15 protein-coding genes and 1 pseudogene are annotated in these 20,433 nt (G+C 35.0%); all 16 read right to left on the bottom strand.

Going from position 1 to position 20,433, the window contains the following annotated elements:
• Positions 1 to 121 precede the first annotated feature (121 nt).
• The 16 genes and pseudogenes from ypfJ to secA all read right to left on the bottom strand — a co-directional run bounded on the left by ypfJ (position 122) and on the right by secA (position 20,410).
• Positions 122 to 997 (bottom strand): annotated as a pseudogene (gene ypfJ, locus B6A10_RS07515) (KPN_02809 family neutral zinc metallopeptidase).
• A 23-nt stretch (positions 998 to 1,020) separates the two neighbouring features.
• Positions 1,021 to 5,043 carry a PAS domain S-box protein gene (locus B6A10_RS07510; protein ID WP_188220377.1) on the bottom strand — a complete coding sequence of 1,341 codons (4,023 nt, stop codon included), beginning with the start codon at positions 5,041 to 5,043 and terminating at the stop codon, positions 1,021 to 1,023.
• Positions 5,044 to 5,199: 156 nt separating this feature from the next.
• Positions 5,200 to 5,952, bottom strand: coding sequence for a DUF2189 domain-containing protein (locus B6A10_RS07505; RefSeq protein ID WP_188220376.1), 753 nt, complete (start codon positions 5,950 to 5,952; stop codon positions 5,200 to 5,202).
• A 75-nt stretch (positions 5,953 to 6,027) separates the two neighbouring features.
• Positions 6,028 to 6,717, bottom strand: a complete 690-nt coding sequence (locus tag B6A10_RS07500) for an RluA family pseudouridine synthase (RefSeq protein ID WP_055091062.1) — start codon at positions 6,715 to 6,717, stop codon at positions 6,028 to 6,030.
• Between the two features lie 90 nt (positions 6,718 to 6,807).
• A complete protein-coding gene (locus B6A10_RS07495) occupies positions 6,808 to 7,593 on the bottom strand; it encodes a glycosyltransferase (protein ID WP_188220375.1) in 786 nt (261 codons plus the stop codon).
• A gap of 66 nt (positions 7,594 to 7,659) precedes the next feature.
• Positions 7,660 to 8,478 carry a 3-methyl-2-oxobutanoate hydroxymethyltransferase gene (gene panB, locus B6A10_RS07490; RefSeq protein ID WP_055091060.1) on the bottom strand — a complete coding sequence of 273 codons (819 nt, stop codon included), beginning with the start codon at positions 8,476 to 8,478 and terminating at the stop codon, positions 7,660 to 7,662.
• Between the two features lie 100 nt (positions 8,479 to 8,578).
• On the bottom strand, positions 8,579 to 9,946 hold the full coding sequence (locus B6A10_RS07485; RefSeq protein ID WP_157502546.1) for an MGH1-like glycoside hydrolase domain-containing protein: 1,368 nt from the start codon (positions 9,944 to 9,946) through the stop codon (positions 8,579 to 8,581).
• A 39-nt stretch (positions 9,947 to 9,985) separates the two neighbouring features.
• Complete coding sequence (locus tag B6A10_RS07480; RefSeq protein WP_188220374.1) at positions 9,986 to 11,281, bottom strand: acetylxylan esterase; 1,296 nt, start codon at positions 11,279 to 11,281, stop codon at positions 9,986 to 9,988.
• A gap of 92 nt (positions 11,282 to 11,373) precedes the next feature.
• Positions 11,374 to 12,702: a rhamnogalacturonidase gene (locus B6A10_RS07475; RefSeq protein ID WP_188220373.1), complete on the bottom strand. Its 1,329-nt coding sequence runs from the start codon at positions 12,700 to 12,702 to the stop codon at positions 11,374 to 11,376.
• 165 nt (positions 12,703 to 12,867) lie between these two features.
• Positions 12,868 to 14,166, bottom strand: a complete 1,299-nt coding sequence (locus B6A10_RS07470; RefSeq protein ID WP_188220372.1) for an APC family permease — start codon at positions 14,164 to 14,166, stop codon at positions 12,868 to 12,870.
• 109 nt (positions 14,167 to 14,275) lie between these two features.
• The gene (locus B6A10_RS07465) at positions 14,276 to 14,848 is read right to left on the bottom strand and encodes a uracil-DNA glycosylase family protein (protein WP_188220371.1); all 573 of its coding nucleotides are present in this window, start codon (positions 14,846 to 14,848) and stop codon (positions 14,276 to 14,278) included.
• Between the two features lie 155 nt (positions 14,849 to 15,003).
• Complete coding sequence (locus B6A10_RS16435) at positions 15,004 to 15,390, bottom strand: DUF805 domain-containing protein (protein ID WP_188220370.1); 387 nt, start codon at positions 15,388 to 15,390, stop codon at positions 15,004 to 15,006.
• Between the two features lie 13 nt (positions 15,391 to 15,403).
• Positions 15,404 to 15,712: a hypothetical protein gene (locus B6A10_RS07455; RefSeq protein WP_188220369.1), complete on the bottom strand. Its 309-nt coding sequence runs from the start codon at positions 15,710 to 15,712 to the stop codon at positions 15,404 to 15,406.
• A gap of 179 nt (positions 15,713 to 15,891) precedes the next feature.
• Positions 15,892 to 16,281 (bottom strand): energy transducer TonB, encoded by a 390-nt coding sequence (locus B6A10_RS07450; protein ID WP_188220368.1) that lies wholly within the window; start codon positions 16,279 to 16,281, stop codon positions 15,892 to 15,894.
• 62 nt (positions 16,282 to 16,343) lie between these two features.
• Positions 16,344 to 16,712 (bottom strand): lipocalin family protein, encoded by a 369-nt coding sequence (locus tag B6A10_RS07445; RefSeq protein ID WP_188220367.1) that lies wholly within the window; start codon positions 16,710 to 16,712, stop codon positions 16,344 to 16,346.
• Between the two features lie 350 nt (positions 16,713 to 17,062).
• Positions 17,063 to 20,410 (bottom strand): preprotein translocase subunit SecA, encoded by a 3,348-nt coding sequence (secA, locus tag B6A10_RS07440; RefSeq protein WP_188220366.1) that lies wholly within the window; start codon positions 20,408 to 20,410, stop codon positions 17,063 to 17,065.
• Positions 20,411 to 20,433: the final 23 nt, after the last annotated feature.

Here is a 20,433-nt window from a genome sequence, read left to right as displayed (position 1 = left end):
GGACAATTTTAGTTTTTTTCAGCAGAAGTAAAAATCAAACCAAATAGACTGAAATGAAAAAACCGCCTCAAATTATGTTTTGAGACGGCTTCTTTTTTTGTTTTAGGAATTTCTATTTTTTTTAGTTCAAATTATAACCAAACTCTCTAAAAGTATTTCCCTGTTTGATATCACCTGATTTATAACCTTTCATAAACCAGTATTTCCTTTGTTCAGAAGTGCCATGAGTAAAAGATTCCGGTACAATATGTCCCTGCATTTTTGCCTGAATGGCATCGTCACCTACGGCATGAGCCGCACTTAAAGCCTCGTCCAAATCCCCTTCTTCTAAAATATTATTCATTTCCTGATTGTAATGTGTCCAAACTCCGGCATAAAAATCAGCCTGAAGTTCCAGGGCTACGGAAAGTTTATTAGCTTCAGCCTTAGATTTTCCTTGTTGCATTTGTCTCATTTTAGCCGAAGTTCCTAATAAAGTTTGAACGTGGTGTCCTATTTCGTGCGCTATGACATAAGCAGTTGCAAAGTCGCCTCCTTTAGCGCCAAATCGGGTTTTGAGTTCTTCAAAGAAAGTTAAATCCATATATACTTTTTGATCTCCGGGACAGTAGAAAGGTCCTGAATCGGAAGTAGCATTTCCGCAGGCTGTTTGTACTGCTCCGCTAAATAAAATGATAGTTGGCTTTTAGTATTTCAGATTGTTTTCTTCAAAAATTCGGGACCAAACATCTTCGTTATCTGCTAATAATGTTTTTACAAAAGCCTGTTCTTCGAGTTCTTTGGCAGTTAAATCTCTTTGTTCGGTAGTTTGCTGACTTTGTCCCTGATTTAATTGTTCCAAAACAGGAGTAATCATTTGGGCATTTTCGCCACCAAAAACATTAAGTAATAAAATGATAATTCCAAGAATTCCACCTCCTACAATTGTTTTTCCACCGGAGGACATACCTCTGCGGTCTTCCACATTGTCACTTTGTCTTCTTCCTTTCCATTTCATAGCTTTTAATTTTAGTTAATAGTTTATTTAACCCATTTGAGCAGTGTTTTTTCGATGATGCCTTTTACAATTGGTTTCGAAATATAATCATTCATTTGCATTTCAAGGCATTTGTTTTTTTCTTCTTTTTCGGTTCCGGCGGTAATGGCTATAATCGGGACTTCTTTTCCGCGGTCTAATTCCCGAATGGCTTCCGTGGCTTCATAGCCGTTCATAACCGGCATTTGGATATCCATAAAAATAATGTCCGGAAGAATATTTTCAAATTGTTTAACCGCTTCAGCACCATTTGCAGCTTCAAAAAGTTGGGCTTCCGGAAGACTGTTTTTTATAATGGTTTTTAACAAAAGCATATTGATTTTATTGTCTTCTACCAGTAAAATTTTGCTTTTTGCTAAATTAGAATTAGCCGTTAGCATTGCCGGCGTATCCATATCGGAAACTGTTTTGTTTTCTTGTTGTTCTTCCGGTAATTCGGAATTTGTTTGTAAATCAATATCAAAATAGAAATGACTACCTTTTCCAATTTCACTTTTCAATTTTAATCGGCTGTCCATTAAATTTAAAAGTTTATTCGAAATGGTTAGTCCAAGACCTGTTCCTCCAAATTTTTTGGTCGTAGAACTATCTTCTTGCGAGAAGGCTTTGAATATTTTTTTCTGATTTTGTTCTAAAATTCCAATACCGGAATCGATTACCGAAAAACGAATTCTGGTTTGGTTTTCGCCGATTTTCTCCTTTAAAATAATATTTAGTTGTACGCTTCCTTTTTCGGTAAATTTCACCGCATTGGATAATAAATTAATAAGAATCTGTTTGATTCTCACGATGTCTATCCAGGCATAACGCGGAACTTCAGTATCAATGTTTAATTCCAGCTTCAGGTTTTTTTGATTGGCTTCAAATTGAATTAAATCAATCACCTGATCCATCAATTCTTTCAAATCGTGTTTCTCGATGTGTAATTCCAGTTTTCCGGCTTCGATTTTCGAAAAATCCAAAATATCGTTTACAATTTCCAATAAAGTATGCGCCGACTGATTGACCGTTATCATGTGTTTTTCCTGAATACGATCCAGTTTGGTTTTCATCAACAAATCGGTAAATCCGATAATTCCATTAAGCGGAGTTCGGATTTCGTGGCTCATATTGGCTAAAAATTCCGATTTTGCTTTGTTGGCCGCTTCGGCATATTCTTTGGCTTTAATAGCTTTTTCGGCATCTTTTCGTTTGCTGATGTCGAGCATGATTCCTTCGATGTATTTGATTTCACCATTTTTTACTACCGTATCCACAAATTCGTCAACCCATACGATTTCGTTATTTTTGTTTATAATGCGGTAAGCAAGATGAAAAGCTTCTAATTTGGATAATTTTTGGATAGTTTTCGTTAATGTTTTTTCTAAATCATCCGGATGAATTAAATCTTTGAAAACGATTCTTTTTTCCAGAAAATCTTCTTTCGGATAACCTGTTAGTTTTTCAATTTCATCGTTGAGGTAAATTTTGGTGAAATTCTCGTCGTTTTCAGACAGATAAACCGTTCCGGGAATATTATTAGCCAGCAATCTGAATTTTTCTTCACTTTCGTTAATTGTAATTTCGTTTTCTATTCGTTCAATAGAAGAACCAATATTCATCGTTAGTGTTTGCAAAATTTGAATTTCATCATCAGCCCAGTTACGACCTTCGTTCAAATCGTTTAAGCCCATGAAACCGTGAAATTTATTTTTTACGAAAATGGGTAAAAGGATTATGGAACCGGCTTTTAAGACTTTCATTTTTTGTCTTAAGGTTTCGCTTTTGACATTAGAAATCGTATTGTGATAAATTTTATTTTCTAATAAAGGTTCCAGTAAATCTTCAAAAAAAGGATATTCCAAATTTTGGAAGGAAGCATCAATTTCAGTTAAAGTTTCATGTCCGGTTGTCCAGCGGTATTTTTGGCTGATAGTATTGTTTTCAGGATTGTTTTGGTAATAAAAACTGCGATAAGATTTAGTTGCTTTTCCAATAATGATTAAAACGTCAGCAAAAACTTTATCGATGTCTTTTACATTTAAAAAACGTTCGGTGCAAAGGTTCATAGCTGCAAGCAGTTCACTTTTGTATTTAAGTTTGTGCTCGGCTTCCAGTCTTTTTTTCGATTCAAAGGCAATAGCAACGCTGTCGGCAATGGCTCTGGAAAAATTAATATCCTCATTATCCCATTGCTTGATTGTTGCAATCGTTTCGATACACACTAATCCTATAAGTTCACCGTTAATAAAAACCGGGGTTTTGATTACGGAACAAACGCCGGGTACGTCCTGTCTGTCCGGATATAATTCTTTTATTATTGGATTGTTTTTTACATTCGAAGCTACCAGCGGAGTTTTATTTTCTAAGGACAAAAAGAAATCCGGATAGTTTTCTTTGGTTATAATTAAGCCATTGGTAAATGTATTGCTGTTGAGTTCGTATGATTGTAAACAGCAAATTTTATCTTCAAAATATTCCCAGTAACTCGTTCTGCTGGCGCCAATGGTTTTAGCCGCATTTTCCAGAATCGACTTTAGTTTGGTCTCTAAATTTTCTTCGGTTGAATAACTTTTTGCGGTAAATTTTAATAAGTTTTCATTGTATTTTTTGTTTTTATCATCTCGTTTTTGCTTTTCTACATCAATATTTTTCATAAAAGTGATGTCACGGGCAATTGCCGAATAACCGTTGATTTTTCCAAAATCATTTCGGCTGATGATAACTTTTTGAGCCACCCATAAAGTGTCTCCGTTTTTCTTCAAAACAGGAACTTCCAATGTTGGGAAATCTACGCTGTTTTCACTATTGTTAAGGTAAAAAGACTCCAAAATGCTCAGATAATCTTTTCGGACAAACAGAGAATAATGCTGATTTACAATTTGTTTTTTGGTATAATTAAGGCTCTTTAAGGTATAATCATTGACAAAAGTGATGTTTCCATATGTATCTAGTTCATAAATAAAATCCTGAGCATTTTCAACCAGATTTTTATATTGATTTTGAATTTGAATCTGATTACTGATATCCTGACCAATTCCGATAATTAAATCATTAGAAAATTGTTTGTTTTTCCATTGAATGTATTTGTATTCACCGTTTTTACATCTTAATTTTCTAACAAAAACTCTATCATTTATCTGGCTTTCAAAAGTTTCATTAGCCGTTATTTCGGGATTTTCTGTTAAATTATAATAGCCATACCCCAGTAATTCTTTGGAACTGTAACCCAAAACTGTTTGTACACTTTCGCTGCAAAAAACAATTTTGTTTTGATTGTTTTTGGCCATTATCAATGAATTTCCTTTATGTATAATCTGATTGTAAAATTGGAATTTATCATTTAAATCCTGTATCGACATGTGGCGGATGTAATTGACAAAAACAATAATTAAAGTGTAATTAAAAAGAATTGTAATCCGGTTTAAAGGTGCTAATTTGAGTAAGGAAATTCCAATGAGTGTACTGAATACAAACAAAATAAAAGCCCAGTAAAGTTTGCCGGGTTTTAGGGTTGTATATGAAAAGTAAATAAACAGTAAAAAAGTCAAAAACGGGATGTTGTCCGTATCCAATTTGATCACATTGCGGAGTGTATTGAGGAAGGCAACAAAAAAAACAACTCGAAATATTTTTACGATATTTTGAAATACAAAATCAAATTTTGTACTAATAAAACTCATGAAAATTAGAAAAAAAGCAATGCTCACATTAGTGATTAACATGCTTTTAGGTCTTAAATTAAAATATTCGAAAGTGATTTCCAATATTAAAACTATCAGTCCCAGAAATAAAAAATAGAGTTGGTATTCTTTTCTTTCGGAGTTTTCCGGAGTAAAGTTTTTAATAAAACGATTCCCGAAGGAATATTTGATTTGATGAAATTTATAAATTAATAAAAAAATAATCAAAAAGATAAATGGAATCACAGTTCGATAAAGATTTTTATCAATAGGTAACTGATCTACAATGTCAAAGGTATTAATAGAGTAAAAATTAGTGGAGCCATTAACACTGTTGGTAAGCATTTTTAATGCAATGAGACATTGTGGCATCATAATTTCATGGATTAAATCTTAAATTTAGCAAAATTATTTGGGGTAATTTCGTTAAAAATAAGAATGTTTGAAAGAAATTGGTAGTTGTTTCGTCAAAAAAATGAGTTTTTAAGGGAATTTAAATGTTTATTCGAAATCTATAATTGATTTGTAAATTGCGTAATACATGGAATACAAAAGCGGCAAAGTAAAAAACAAACCGATGAAAAACATGAAAACACCCGTTATGCAAAATAAATAAGTAACCGTTAGCAGCCCTAAAAGCACCAGTGGTTGTTTGGAAACCAAAGTAAAGCTGGTGTTGATGGCTTCTAAAGCTTTAAAATCACGGAAAATAATTAATGGAACCGTGAGCACATTCAGAAGTGAAATAGCTAATGAAGCCAAGAATCCTAAAATAGGCAATCCGCTTAAATCTACCACAGAGGAAACGCCCATGTTTAAAATTGTAATGAGTAAAGTGGCAAGGAAAAGTGATTTGAAATATTGGAATTGGTAATATTGAAAAGCTGTCGAAACGTGAAATTCTTCGTCTATTTCAGCACAATGAGCCATTTTTATAATTCCTGCAAAAAATGGACTCACCAAGCAACTGAATAAAGTGACGCTGCCAATATAAATCATTAAAAATTCATCGGAAAAGTTGTTTGGATCTAAATTTTCCGGTTTGATGAATTCCTGGAAATTCTCTATTCCGAAAGTGAAGGCTATAATTACGAATGCCAACATTCCAAGTAAGACGGCTGAAACTAAAAACAGTAAACCGGCATAGACCACTATTTTTTTATAATTTTCAAAAGCAAGGTTGAAAACCGCCTCAAAACTAAGTTGATAACCGTTGGTTTTTAATTCCTGAATTCGGTCTTTATTAGATTTCATAAGTAATGCTGTAAGAATAATTGATTGAAAATTTGAAGCGTATAAAGCTACGTTTTATTTTTCTCTTCTAAAATACTAAATCGCGTTCCAAATTACATCGTTCGGAACGGGCGCAACAATAGTGAGTATTTCTTTAGAAACCGGATGCACAAAAACTAATTTTCGGGCGTGTAAATGAATTCCACCGTCAGGATTGCTGCGGTCAAAACCATATTTCAAGTCGCCTTTTATTGGTGAACCGATGGCTGCCAACTGTGCTCTGATTTGGTGATGTCTTCCGGTGTGTAAGTTGATTTCTAAAGCGGTGTAATTGTTAAGTTCTTTGATGATTTTATAATCCAGGCTGGCTATTTTACTGTCCGGAACTTCTTTTAAGTGCGCTTTTGAAGTGTTGTTTTTTTCGTTTCTTTTAAGGAAATGCACCAATTTAGCTTCTTTTTCCAGCGGTTTATTTTTCACAACAGCCCAATAGGTTTTTTGAGTTTCTCTGTTTTTAAATAAATCGTTCAATCGGGTTAAGGCCTTGCTGGTTCGTGCAAAAACGACAATTCCCGTTGTGGGACGGTCCAAGCGGTGTACCACGCCCAGAAATACTTCTCCGGGTTTGTTGTATTTTTCTTTGATATATTCTTTAACGACTTCACTTAGTGGTTTGTCTCCGGTTTTATCGCCCTGAACAATATCACCAACCCGTTTATTAACTACAATAATATGATTGTCTTCATGTAAAACCTGAAGATTATTTTTATTGGAAAGTTCTTTCATCAACTGCTTTATTAGATTGCAAAAATAGCAGTTTTATAATTGTTATCTTTTAACAATAGTGTCACAAAAACACTTTTTTTAGATTTTTTTTTAGGCTGTAGTTTTTACCAGATAAGGCTTGAATGTTTTGCTTTTTGCCGTTTTGTATGCTTTTTTAATGAAATATAAATCAAGCCAGAGTTTAAAAAAATAGCTGGGTTTTACTTTCGAATTTCCTTTTTCAATCCAGGATTTAAGTGGAATTTCGCTCATTTTTTTCAGAGCGTTTTCTTTGCCAAAATGCTTTATCATTCTAAAGAATAATTCGACATCAAAAAGCCATTTGGATATAAATTCTTTTTGAAACAGAAGTTGGGCAATTTCACTTGTGAAAACTTTACACCCACATTGGGTGTCATATACTTTTAAATCTAAAATATTCGAAATAAAAGTAGCGATAATACGCCCGATAAGAAAGCGACTGTTTTCACGGTTGATGGTAGAACCTATTTTTCGAATTCGGGAGCCAAAGCAAAAGACAATTTCGTTATCTAAATTGTTTTTTACCGCCATAAATTCTTCCAATGTTGTGGCCAAATCAGCATCAAGATAGCCGATGTGTTGCGGTCTGAAATTTTGAGTACAAAATAGTATTCCCTGTCTGACTGCTTCGGCTTTTCCGCTGTTTTGAGGCAAAGGTATCAGCTGAATTTGTAGAGGATGTTCCTTTTGGATTTTTTGTAGAACAAGGAGCGTATTGTCGGTAGAGCCGTCATTTACAAAGCAAACAGAGGCTTCGGGGTGATTTTGTAAAAAACGGGAATATTCAATGCCCGAAATAGCTTTTTCTTCATTATAACAAGGAATAACAATAAAGGTTTTTGATATTTCGGGCATTTCTTTTTTTTTGGTAAATATAGAATTACCAAAGAAGTGCTACTTTATATAGAGTTTAAGAAAAAGTTAATATTGCTCTTTCTCGTTCGGAAAGTCTTTGGATTTCACATCGTCAACATACTGACTGATTGCCGAAGTCATTCCTTCATATAAATTCATGTAACGACGTAAAAATCTCGGACTGAATTCATTATTCATTCCCAGCATGTCATGGATTACCAAAACCTGTCCGTCAACTCCGGAACCGGCACCAATTCCAATCACCGGTATAGAAATACTTTCGGCTATTTGCTGGGCTAATTTGGCTGGGATTTTTTCTAAAACTAAAGAGAAACAACCTAGTTTTTCCAGAAGTTTAGCATCTTCAATTAATTTTAACGCTTCCTGTTCTTCTTTGGCTCTTACGGTATAAGTTCCAAATTTATAGATGGATTGTGGCGTTAAACCCAAGTGTCCCATCACCGGAATTCCGGCATTTAATATTTTTTTGATAGAATCTTTGATTTCTTTTCCACCTTCTAATTTCACCGCATGACCGCCACTTTCTTTCATAATTCGAATTGCCGAACGCAAAGCTTCTTTAGGGTCAGACTGATAACTTCCGAAAGGCAAATCGACTACAACCAAAGCTCTGTCGGCTCCTCTAACTACCGAAGAAGCATGATAAATCATTTGGTCTAAAGTGATCGGCAGGGTCGTTTCATGTCCCGCCATTACATTGGAAGCCGAATCTCCCACAAGAATCACATCAATTCCGGCCGAATCCACAATTTTAGCCATTGTATAATCGTAGGCAGTAAGCATGGAGATTTTTTCTCCCTGTGCTTTCATATCAATTAAGGACTTAGTTGTAATTTTTTTATAGTCTTTTTTTGCTGTTGACATAGTAGTAAAATTAGGAACTGCAAAAGTAGTAAAACAATTTTGGATGGGATATAGAAAAGCTAATTTAGCTATATTCTAAAAACAGATTTTAAGATTTGCGTTAAAATTCTTCCACTGCTTTTTTTCCTTCTAATGAAGCAATCATATTTAAAACCAGATAATTCCAGTTTTGAAATCCTTTATTTAAAAGAGGTTCAGCTGTTTCCGGTTCATAATATTCGTGTAAGGCGCCATTTTTTTTGAAATCCTTTCCAAACATTGTTATTGTTTTTCGGGCGAGTTCAGATGCTTCTTTTTTGTAGCCATATTTTTCTAATCCTTTAAAAACCATATAGTTTGAAATTCCCCACACAGGACCTCTCCAGTTTGAAGGATTAGCACTGGCTCTTAAGCTGTACATTTTTTCCATTTTAGAAAGTGTTCTCACACCTGCAGTAGCATTAAAGGTTTTAGGATTTGCAAAATGTTCTTTAACAATTCTTTCGGCCTGTTCTGGAGTTGCAATTCCGGACCATAAAGCCAAAAATCCCGACCAAACTTCAATGCGTTGAATCAGACAGTCGTAATCACGGGGATAGCCGCTGTGAATAATAAATGATTTACCTAATGTGTTGTCCTGATGGTTATCAACGGGTTTTAAATTTAAATCAACACTATAAAAGAAACCATCCCGTTCGTCCCAACAGTTTTTTTGAATAGCCGCTTTTAGGGCTATGGCATCTTTTTCAAATTCTTCGCCCACAGCAGCCTGATTTAATTGTTTGGCAAGATAAACCATTGCTTGTAGCTCTTTGTACATTAGGCAGTTCAGGTAGATGGATGCTGAACTTTTATTGGGTCTGAAAAAAGTTGCGGGATCGTTATCTACCCCTATAGCTACATCATTTTGCCAGTAATAAAGTCCCGTTGCCTGATTTTTGTGATGGGATTTATAATTGTTTACAAAGGCCTGAAGATGGTAGAACTTTTCCCGAAGCCACTCTGCATCACCACCAATGGTTTTGGTTATAAATGCAGCATGTTGTGCTAAAACCGGTTTGTGCATATTAACATCATAAATGTTTTCGGGACGGATATCACGTGGTTTTGAATCTTCCCAAATTACAATAGGTAAATAACCATCCCAGTCGCCATAATGTAAAAAATTAAGAACACAACCCTGTTCGTATTTTAAAGCTTCCTGTTTGTCCTTTTCTGTTCCAATATCACTTAAAATTTGGCGAAGTGCAATATTACTTAACCAGGAATCCCAGTCCCATAATACATTATCATATTGATTGCTGCCGGGAGTAAGAAACGGATAAACTAATGATCCCCCTCCTTTGCGATACATTCCTTTATAATCCTTATAAATATTGGACTTAATAATAGAAATATAATCAGAAATAGAATCTTTTTGCTGGCTATAAGCTGACAAAATACCACTTACTATTACTAATAAAATGAGATTGGTTTTTTTAGTCATCATGCTGTTTTTAGGTTGGTTGATTTGGTCTATGTTTTCTTGTTATTCAATCCCGCATTTTTGTTGTAACCATTTTATAGATTGGGCATTGGTTTCTCCAAATCGCCAATGGGCAGAAATAGGAGTAATTACAATTTCTTTTGGTGCTTTAACCGAATTGAAGGCTGAAAGGGTTGAAGTAGGCGGGCAGGTATTATCGTTGTACCCTGCTGAATAGAATCCGGGGATTTTTATTTTTTTTGCAAAATTTACTACATCATAATATTCCATAGTTTGTAGTTTTTCGGGACTGTTGTTTTTGTGTTTATCGCTAAACATATGTGGCCAGCCTCCGGCACGATCATGTAAATAGCCTGAATTATCACAAAGTGCCGGATAAAAAGCTGCAATATAATTGACTCTTTTGTCGATTCCGGCAGTGACCATAGTTAAGGCACCACCCTGACTGCCGCCAGTTACCACCACGTTTTTTTGATCAAATTCGGGAAGACTGGTCAGGAAATCAATGGCTCTGACACAGCCTAAATAGACACTTTTGTAATAATAATTGTCTTTGTCTTCTAAATGAATAGCCCAATAATCTGTAAGTTGTTTACGGATTTCCTGAAAATCTGTTTCGTTTGTTTCGGGAGAAACACCGTGAATTTCAGTGTTAAAACTGATAAAACCGTCATCGACATAAGAGGTTATCGGATTGATTTTCTTGACTCCCGCACCTGGCGGATTGAATAAAACGGGATGTTTTTTATCGTCTTTTGGTTTGCTTAAATAACCATAAAGATAGTGTCCTAATTTATAGTTTTGTAAACGAACCAAATAAACGTCAACTGTTGGAGTAGATAATTCCGGTTTGTGTGTGATTACGGCATCCATTGGAATTTTGCTGTTTTCGGCTTTGGCTTTTTCCCAAAAGCGGTCAAAATCATTAGGCATTTTTACCGTTGGTTGAATTTCAAAAGGAGCAAAGCCTACTTTGATTTCGTTTTTATAAACGTAACCATCAATTTTGGTTTGAACTTTTAATTGACGAAAGCCCGGAGTATTCATCGTTCCAATGTTAATTTCACCAATCCCGTGCGTTAATTTCAGCGTTCCTTTTTTTTCAGGAGCTAATTGTTCGGGACCGTATTGGTATTCAATTTCTACATTTTCAACAGCTGATCCATATCGCAGAACGCTAATTTTTACGGTAGCTTCTTCATTGAGTTTGTAATTCCAATCGGGATGACTGGTAGTAAGTAGAATATCAATCAGTTTGATTGGAGCGGTTGTATTTTGTGCTTTAGTATTAGCACTTAAAAAGAATATTAGAAGAACTAGTTTGTGAATAATTTTCATAGCAAAAGATGTTTAAAAACGGCAAAGGGCATAATATGATTGATATTATACCCTTTGCGGTGTATTGTATTATTTTTAAAATAGAATTATTTTTATTTGATGCTTTTGTTGTTTACTACTACATTTTTAAGTTTTAAACCTGTAATGATTGTTTTATCCATCTCTTCTTTTTTGGCTTCGATTTTTAAATTTTCGAAAGTGAAGTTGCTCAATTTGTCGTACTGTGTAATGGCCATATCATAGAAAACATCACATTTAATATCGATATTTCGCATAGTAATGTTGTCACAATAAGATAACGGAACGTCCTTTCTTCCTTTTAAGTCAAAAAACTGAGTCCAGGGTTTTACATAAATCATACTTTTAGCATAACCTTTAATATTTTCCACGGTAATGTACTCGTATTTTTGAGGCGTATCTGGACGCATTTTTAACCATAAAAGTCTAATGGCATTGTCAACAGTACAATTACGAACAATAATATTCTTGTTCTGAATAGCTTCGCTTCCGCTGGTTAAAGCACCGTGGCAAAATCCAAAATCACAATCTTCGATAATGATATTTTGGTTGGCTCCGTTGCTTGGATCTTTATCAGCCCAAGGTCCTTTTCCACCTTTTAAAGCAATAGCATCATCATTTACAGCCATATAACAACCTTTGATTAACATATTGGTACACACATCAATATCAATCGCATCAGTACTTGGCGCTTTTACAGGAGCATGAGGCGAAGTAATATGAACATCCAAAACTTTAACATTGTTACATTGATAGTAATGGCTGGTCCAGAAACCCGAATTGTGCAATTTTACATCCTGAACCTGAACATTATCGCATTTCCAGATAAAAACTAAACGCGGTCTGGAAACTTCGAGGTTTGTACATTTCGGATTTTCTTTTCTTCTTTGCCAAAAAGCTTCCCAAAATTTTAGACCGTTTCCGTCAATAGTTCCTTTTCCGGTAATGGTGAAACCGTTGATACCGTATGCATTTACCAATGCTGTAAAATATTCAATACTTTGTCCTTCAATTCGGGAAGGCATAAAAGGATAATCGTTAATGTTGTTCGAACCTTTTAAAACGGCTCCTTCGGATACATGAAGATGGGTGTTTGGTTTAAAAAATAAAGCCCCGCTCATAAATGTTCCTTTTGGAATCACGACCACACCGCCGCCGTTTCGGTAGGCTTCGTCAATGGTTTTTTGAATGGCTGCGGTTTGTACTATGGTGCTGTCATTTAGCGCACCATAGTCGGTGATGGAATAAAATTTACCTAAATCCGCCGGATTGATTTTGGAAGCATCCGAAAACCATTCCGGAATTGGAGTTCCGTCAGGAAAAATATTTTTATCGTTTTTTTGCGAAAATGCGTTTGTTGTAATTGCTAATGAGGCAAGAAGGAAGAAACAGATTTTTTTCATTTTTTCTATTAAAGGTTAATAATGATTGGTGTCACCACAAAAAAGATGCCTGAGTTATTGGTTTTATCAGTGCTAAAATTTTGTGGGAACACGAAGATAAGCAATTTAGGAGGAAAACTTTATCCTGTTTAGTAAGCAGGACACTCCTAAAAGGTTGTTGTTGTTTTATTTTTTAGTGTTTGAAAAACGAATTAAAGCATAAATTGCAGTTAAAACGATAATTGCAATTACCGTCCCAATGATTTCATTTTGAGCTAAATTGGATAAAAAATAAAGAATAATACTGATGGAAAGAACAGGAATTGTTAAACCGCCAGGAATGGTAAATTCGTCCGGTTTTGTTGGTTGGCTATATCGTAATTTAATGACAGCCAAAACAACTCCAAGGTAAACCATCAGGATAGAACTGCTGGCAATAATTACTAAACTTTCAAAACTTCCTGTGACAGCAATTAAAAAACCAATTGCAGCATAGAGTATAATAGATAAATAAGGGGTTGCAAATGAAGGATGGATTTTAGCCAGCGCTTTAATCGGGATAACGCGGTCACGAGCGAGTGCGTATAAAGTTCTGGGATTGTTTAAAATATCACCACTTAAAAATCCAAACATCGAAATTGCCGCACCAATAGTTAAAATCAGGAAGCCAATAGGTCCAAAAATTACTTTGGCGGTAGCAGCCAGCGGGGTAGCGGTATATTGAGGTAATTCGGCACCTAAAACGCCCTGCGCAACAGTTTGAATAAGCATATAAAGAACTACCACAGCGGTAATGCTGATAAAAATAGCCTTTGGAATGGTTCGTTTGGGATTAATTACCTCACCCGAAACCACAATTCCCGATTCGCAACCCTGAAAGGCAAAAAATAAAACCAGAGAGGTTTTGCCCAGTTGTTGAATGTCAGGAAAACTTTCGATAGTAAGATTAGCAGTAGTAACTGCTTCCCATCCAAAAGTGACTAAAAGCAACAACGGAATTAATTTGGCAATCGTATTGATTTTTACCAGTCCAATTCCCTGTTTGACACCAATTACATTGATAAAAGCCAAACCAAAAAACACTATGGTTAAAAAGGAAAAACGTACCAAAGTTTGTTGGAAAAAAGGATGAGCGGCAGCCAGTACATTGACTAAGGCGTTAGAAACTGCGGCATCGGCAAGTAAAGTTCCCATTACTGTAAAAACTCCAGCCAGAAATCCGGCATAAGGTCCAAAAGCCGTTTCAATATACGAATAAACACCTCCGGTTTGAGTTACTTTACTGGAAGCTTCGGCAAAGCAGAGCATAATCAATGCCATCAATAGTCCGCAAAAAAGATAAGCAATAATACTTGAAGCTCCCATAGAAGCAGCAACAATAGCGGGTAGAGCAAAGATTCCTGCGCCAATAATTACATTCATAATATTGGCCGATAAGCCAAAAACTCCTATGGTTCGTTTTAATTCTTCTTCCTGGTGACTCATTTTTATGTTTTCTGAAGTTGATACTTAAAAAAACGAATTTATGTAAAATATGTTTTCATAAGCAAAAAAAGCGATTAGCCGAAGCATATTTTTCAAAGAATGCTTTGAATTACCGAAAAATTTGTCTGATTTCTGCTTTTAATTCGGGTAAAACTTCCTGAGCAAACCATTCGTTTTTAGCCATCCAGATATTGTTTCGGGGAGAAGGATGTGGCAGTGGAAAATAGTTTGGTAAGTAGCTTTTAAAATTTCTAACGGTTGCTGTGAGTGTTTTTTCGGCATCGTTGCCTAAATAATACTTTTGGGCATATTGACCAACGAGCAAAGTAAGCTTCGCCTGAGGCATTTGTGTGATTAATTGCGGATGCCATAGCGGAGCGCATTCCGGGCGCGGTGGTAAATCGCCCTGTTTTCCGGTGCCGGGATAGCAAAATCCCATCGGGACTAATGCTACCAGATCAGGATTGTAAAAGTCGCTTTCGTCAATATCCAGCCATTTTCTCAGAGTGTCACCACTTTTATCATTCCAGGGAATTCCTGTTTGATGCACAATTCTACCCGGTGCCTGACCAATAATGATGAGTTTGCTTTCGGTTCCTGCTGCCACAACCGGACGAACGCCATCGGGCAGATAAGCTTCGCATACGCGGCAGTTTCTTATTTGGCATAAAAGTTCTTCCATGATTTTTTATCAAAAAAGGTATCCTTAAAAATAACTAAATAAAAGAAGTTGTTATAGATATTGTGTAAAAGAAATTCGACCGCTTCTTAATTTTCCTCAATCTTGTGATGCTGACGAAGGAAGCATCTCATCTAGTAATTTTAAAAACTATTGGTTTATTTGGTTTTCTTCGAGTCAGGAGACTTCGAAGAGCTATGTTTAGATTTTGCAACAGTTAAATAGATTTTAAACAAAATACTAATAATCGGTATGACATTTACAATAATTAAAGTTGTATTTAAATTTAAATCTCTCAATCTTCTCGTTGCCACAGCTTGCATAGGGACAAATTGTAAAAGAAGGATTAAGTCAACGTAAAATAAATTTAGAATTTTTTCATTATCTAAATTTATCTTGGAATATAAATCGATCATAATTATTTGTAAAACACAATATATTAGAAAATAGATTCCAAACTCAATTCTTCCAGATTTTCCAGAAAAAGAAGAATAAAAAAATAATAAGTTTTTAAAATGCTTTGTTATTTTATTTTGTTTTATCAAAAAAGTATGTTTTTTATATTAATAAAAATACAATATTACCAATCAAACTTCCAAAAAAGAGAAATACAAAAAGTTGTTTTAACGGAATATATTCAAGAGTTTTTTTAAAATTTAATTTGCTAATTAATACGTTAAAAATTAATACAGGGATGAAAAAAATAAGCCCTATAAAAATACCTGATAAAATTCTTAAAGGAAGAGTATAGTACCAGTTTTCAACTATTTTATTATGAAATTCTTCTGTGCCTAAAAAAGGGAACACAGACAAAGTAGTCACAAAAAGTGAAATGCATATAATTAAAAAGCTATTTAATTTTTTCATTATTACCTTTTTTTTGAGGTATTGGTCTATTTGAGCTATCAGGTTTTTAAATTGTTTTCCGCAAACTTGTCATGCTGACGAAGGAAGCATCCCATTAAGTAATTCTACAAAGTTACTCATCGTTGCGGGCACAGAATGCAATTCTGCCTAACGTTTGTGGATGTCCGAGCGATCTGGTGTTATTTACCAGACATTATAGTTATTGGGAGTGTGTATTTAGTTCTAACGACTTGACTGTTCTTTGTTCCTGGTTGCCAGTTTGGACATTTTTTAAAAAATCGAGTTACCTCCTCTAAACTACCGTATCCAATATCTTGAATTACATTAAAATTAGAAATTGAACCATCTTTTTCGATTATAAATTCTACAATAATTTTTCCTTTTATTCCTTCTTCTTCTGGTACTTTAAAATTTTCAGCCATATACTTATAAAATTTCTCCATTCCACCTTTGAATTCTGGCTTAGTATCAACTTCATTACTGTTAAAGAACTTCTGTCCGTCTTCAACTACTTGAGAGTAAGTATTTGATATTATTAGCAACATAATAATTAAGCAGTATTTTTTCATATTATTTGTTTTTAAATGTTCCTTTTAGTTTGTTTTGAGTGAATTTAACCTAACAGTTGCCGTTAGATTTTTTTCATTAAAAACTCTCCTAATCCTATTTTTAATATTATTTCACTTTCGGTAAGTTTAAGAATTAATATTTCAAATTTTTCCTTATCAACATTTAAAGAAATCGTTTTTAAGTCTTTTGAATATTTCCATGTTCCACTCATATTTTGTCCAAATGCAAATGCAGTAAAATTGTTATTGTTTTTAAATTCAAAAGTCATTTTATTGATTATATCTGATTTTAAAGTTTTTCTACCAGCAGCATCAACTTCTTTATTTAATGCTTTTTTAAAAATCCATTTTCCGTTTAATGGTTCATAATTTTGTGCAATTAAATTAACACTTAGCATTAAAAGTAAAATTATTGTAATTGTTTTTAACATTTGAATTAGTTTATTTGATTCTGCTCACTAATGTCGCGTAATTTGTATTTAATACTGCTGAAATTTATTTATATATCCAAATTTAATCGTGTAAGTCTTATTTAATCGGATTTATTTAATTCCAAATATATAGAAATTAACTTATAAATAAAACAAATTCTAATCTAGCCCCGATAGTAGTGAAAATCCTTTTTATTTTGTATTTCGACAGGCTCAATATGACAAAATAAAAAGATTGCAACGAATAGCGGGAGGGATGCTCATTGAAAACACAAAAAGTGCTGCTCCTAAAACAAAAAATCCTCGACTTTCATCGAGGATTCTTTTAATTTATGCGGTCTGCAAACTGATTACTCATTAACAATAACCCATTCGCCAGTGGCTAATAAAGCTTCGGCTTTTTTGTATTTCATGGATTCCGTTTTTCCGGTAGCAATTTGTTGTACGGTAACGGTATCGTTGCGATTGATTTTTGGCATCTCTCTAACGATGGTTTCTGTTACCTGACGTTGTTGCGTCTCTCCGGCTTCGCGGTTCATACTTTCGCTATTAGGAATTTCGTCTTTCGTCAATTGTAATTTTTCCTGAGGAAAGCTTTCTTCCGGTGCTTCTTCAATATTTGGAGCCTGTTGTTGTGGCAAATCGCCTTTGAATAAGAACGAAATTACTTCTTTGTTGATACCGTTCAACATATTGTTGAATAAGTTGAAAGCTTCAAATTTATAGATAAGCAACGGATCTTTTTGCTCGTGAACGGCTAACTGAACTGATTGTTTCAATTCGTCCATTTTACGTAAGTGTTTTTTCCAAGCTTCATCCACAATAGTAAGTGTGATGTTTTTCTCGAAATCGGCAATTAATTGTTTTCCTTCGGTTTCATAGGCTTTTTTCAAATCAGTTACCACGCTTAAAGCTTTTACACCATCAGTAAATGGTACTACAATGCGCTCAAACTGATTGTTTGGATCTTCGAAAATGTTTTTTACAATCGGGAAAGCTTCTCTGGCACTACGCTCGCATTTTTCGTTGTAGTATTTTAAAGCTTCTTTATACACTTTTCCGGTGATTTCCAGTTCGTTTAATCGGCTAAATTCAGCTTCAGTAACTGGTGAAGTGATCGAGAAATAACGAATTAAATCGAATTCGAATGTTTTATAGTCGTTAGTAGCTTTAGTATTTTGAACGAATAATTCGCAGGTATCATACAACATGTTAGCGATATCTAGTTTCAAACGTTCTCCAAATAAGGCGTGACGACGACGTTTGTAAACCACTTCACGTTGCGCGTTCATTACGTCATCATATTCTAATAAACGTTTACGAACCCCAAAGTTGTTTTCTTCTACTTTTTTCTGAGCACGTTCGATAGATTTGGTCATCATCGAATGTTGGATTACTTCTCCTTCTTCAAGCCCCATTCTATCCATTACTTTGGCTACTCTTTCAGAACCAAATAAACGCATTAAGTTGTCTTCCAAAGAAACATAGAATTGAGAACTTCCCGGATCTCCCTGACGACCGGCACGACCACGCAACTGACGGTCTACACGACGTGAATCGTGACGTTCTGTACCAATGATAGCTAAACCTCCTGCAGCTTTTACTTCGGCAGATAATTTAATATCGGTACCACGACCCGCCATGTTAGTGGCGATAGTAACTACTCCGGCTTTACCGGCTTCTTCTACGATTTGAGCCTCCTGTTTGTGCATCTTAGCATTCAATACGTTGTGAGTTACACCACGCATTTTCAACATACGGCTTAATAATTCGGAAATCTCAACAGAAGTTGTACCAATCAATACCGGACGACCTGCTTTAGATAATTCGGTTACGTCTTCAATTACGGCATTGAATTTTTCACGGGTAGTTTTATAGATAAAATCTTCTTTGTCATGTCTTGCAATCGGACGGTTGGTTGGGATTTCCACTACGTCTAATTTGTAAATTTCCCAAAGCTCACCAGCCTCAGTTACTGCAGTACCAGTCATACCACCCAGTTTGCTGTACATTCTGAAGTAGTTTTGCAAAGTTACTGTTGCAAAAGTTTGCGTTGCCGCTTCGATTTTTACGTTTTCTTTGGCTTCAATGGCTTGGTGTAATCCGTCAGAATAACGACGACCGTCCATAATACGACCGGTTTGTTCGTCAACAATCAGGATTTTGTTATCCATGATTACATATTCTACATCTTTTTCGAAAAGGGTATAGGCTTTCAAAAGTTGCGTTAAGGTATGGATACGCTCGCTTTTTACGCTGAAATCCTGGAATAATCTTTCTTTGGCTTCCGCCTCAGCATCTTTTTCTAATTTTTGTTTTTCGATGTTGGCAATTTCAGTTCCAATGTCCGGTAAAACGAAGAAATCAGCATCAGTATCTCCCGAAAGGAATTTGATTCCGTTATCGGTTAATTCTACCTGATTGTTTTTTTCTTCAATTACAAAATACAAGGCTTCATCCACTTTTGGCATTTCGCGGTTGTTGTCCTGCATGTATTGGTTTTCTGTTTTTTGAAGTAATTGTTTGATTCCCTCTTCACTTAAAAACTTAATCAAAGCTTTGTTTTTAGGCAAACTTCTGTATGCTCTCAACAACATGAAACCACCGTCTTTGGTGTTTCCTTCTTTGATTAATTTTTTGGCTTCCGTTAAGAATCCGGTTGCCAATTGACGTTGTAAACCAACCAAAGTTTCGATTTTTGGTTTTAATTCGATGAATTCGTGACGGTCTCCCTGAGGAACCGGTCCCGAAATAATCAATGGCGTTCTGGCATCATCAATTAATACCGAATCCACCTCATCGACAATGGCAAAGTTGTGTTTTCTTTGTACTAAATCAGATGGCGAATGCGCCATATTGTCTCTTAGGTAGTCAAAACCAAATTCGTTATTGGTTCCATAAGTAATATCAGCATCGTAGGCTTTTTTTCTTCCTTCTGAATTCGGTTGGTGGTTATCGATACAATCAACTGTCATACCGTGGAATTCGAATAAAGGTGCCTTCCAAGTGCTGTCACGTTTTGCCAAATAGTCGTTCACGGTTACTAAGTGAACTCCGTTTCCGGTTAAAGCATTTAAGTAAAGCGGAAGAGTTGCTACTAAAGTTTTTCCTTCCCCTGTTTGCATTTCGGCAACTTTACCCTGGTGTAAAACCATACCACCAATCAACTGAACGTCGTAGTGAATCATGTCCCAGGTAATGTCTTTTCCGGCAGCATTCCATTTGTTTAACCAAATGGCTTTGTCTCCTTCAATAGAAACATAACTTTTAGTAGCTGAAAGTTCGCGGTCTCTGGCAGTAGCAGTAACAGTAATTTGTTCGTTTTCTTTAAAACGACGTGCCGTTTCTTTTACCACAGCAAAAGCTTCCGGAAGAATATCCATTAAAGTTTTTTCAGAAACAGTATAAGCTTCTTTCTCCAGATTATCAATTTCTGTATAAATATCTTCTCTTTTGTCAATATTTTCAATGCCTTCTACTTCTGATTGAAGAGTTGCAATTTTAGCATCAATTGCGGCACGGGCTTCTGTAATTTTTTCTTTGAAAAATATAGTGCGTGCTCTTAATTCATCATTGGATAAACTGCTTAAGTTGCTTTCAAAAGTTTTAATTTTATTTAAGTAGGGCTGTAAAGACTTTACATCTTTCTCGGATTTGTCTCCTACAAAAATTTTAATAATGCTGTTTATGAAACTCATAATGTTTGTATTTCTAATTAATT

Source organism: Flavobacterium pokkalii, from assembly GCF_014596575.1.
GTDB lineage: Bacteria > Bacteroidota > Bacteroidia > Flavobacteriales > Flavobacteriaceae > Flavobacterium > Flavobacterium pokkalii.
The sequence above is the reverse complement of the archived record's forward strand: the minus strand, read 5'-3'. Positions and strand labels throughout refer to the sequence as shown.

Coding starts and splice junctions, on each gene's coding strand:
- B6A10_RS07445 (WP_188220367.1), bottom strand. CDS start 16,712: ATGTTAAAAACAATTACAATAATTTTACTTTTAATGCTAAGTGTTAAT.
- B6A10_RS07475 (WP_188220373.1), bottom strand. CDS start 12,702: ATGAAAAAAATCTGTTTCTTCCTTCTTGCCTCATTAGCAATTACAACA.
- B6A10_RS07465 (WP_188220371.1), bottom strand. CDS start 14,848: ATGGAAGAACTTTTATGCCAAATAAGAAACTGCCGCGTATGCGAAGCT.
- B6A10_RS07505 (WP_188220376.1), bottom strand. CDS start 5,952: ATGAAATCTAATAAAGACCGAATTCAGGAATTAAAAACCAACGGTTAT.
- B6A10_RS07500 (WP_055091062.1), bottom strand. CDS start 6,717: ATGAAAGAACTTTCCAATAAAAATAATCTTCAGGTTTTACATGAAGAC.
- B6A10_RS07485 (WP_157502546.1), bottom strand. CDS start 9,946: ATGATGACTAAAAAAACCAATCTCATTTTATTAGTAATAGTAAGTGGT.
- B6A10_RS07455 (WP_188220369.1), bottom strand. CDS start 15,712: ATGAAAAAATTAAATAGCTTTTTAATTATATGCATTTCACTTTTTGTG.
- panB (WP_055091060.1), bottom strand. CDS start 8,478: ATGTCAACAGCAAAAAAAGACTATAAAAAAATTACAACTAAGTCCTTA.
- B6A10_RS07480 (WP_188220374.1), bottom strand. CDS start 11,281: ATGAAAATTATTCACAAACTAGTTCTTCTAATATTCTTTTTAAGTGCT.
- B6A10_RS07470 (WP_188220372.1), bottom strand. CDS start 14,166: ATGAGTCACCAGGAAGAAGAATTAAAACGAACCATAGGAGTTTTTGGC.
- secA (WP_188220366.1), bottom strand. CDS start 20,410: ATGAGTTTCATAAACAGCATTATTAAAATTTTTGTAGGAGACAAATCC.
- B6A10_RS07450 (WP_188220368.1), bottom strand. CDS start 16,281: ATGAAAAAATACTGCTTAATTATTATGTTGCTAATAATATCAAATACT.
- B6A10_RS07495 (WP_188220375.1), bottom strand. CDS start 7,593: ATGCCCGAAATATCAAAAACCTTTATTGTTATTCCTTGTTATAATGAA.
- B6A10_RS07510 (WP_188220377.1), bottom strand. CDS start 5,043: ATGCTTACCAACAGTGTTAATGGCTCCACTAATTTTTACTCTATTAAT.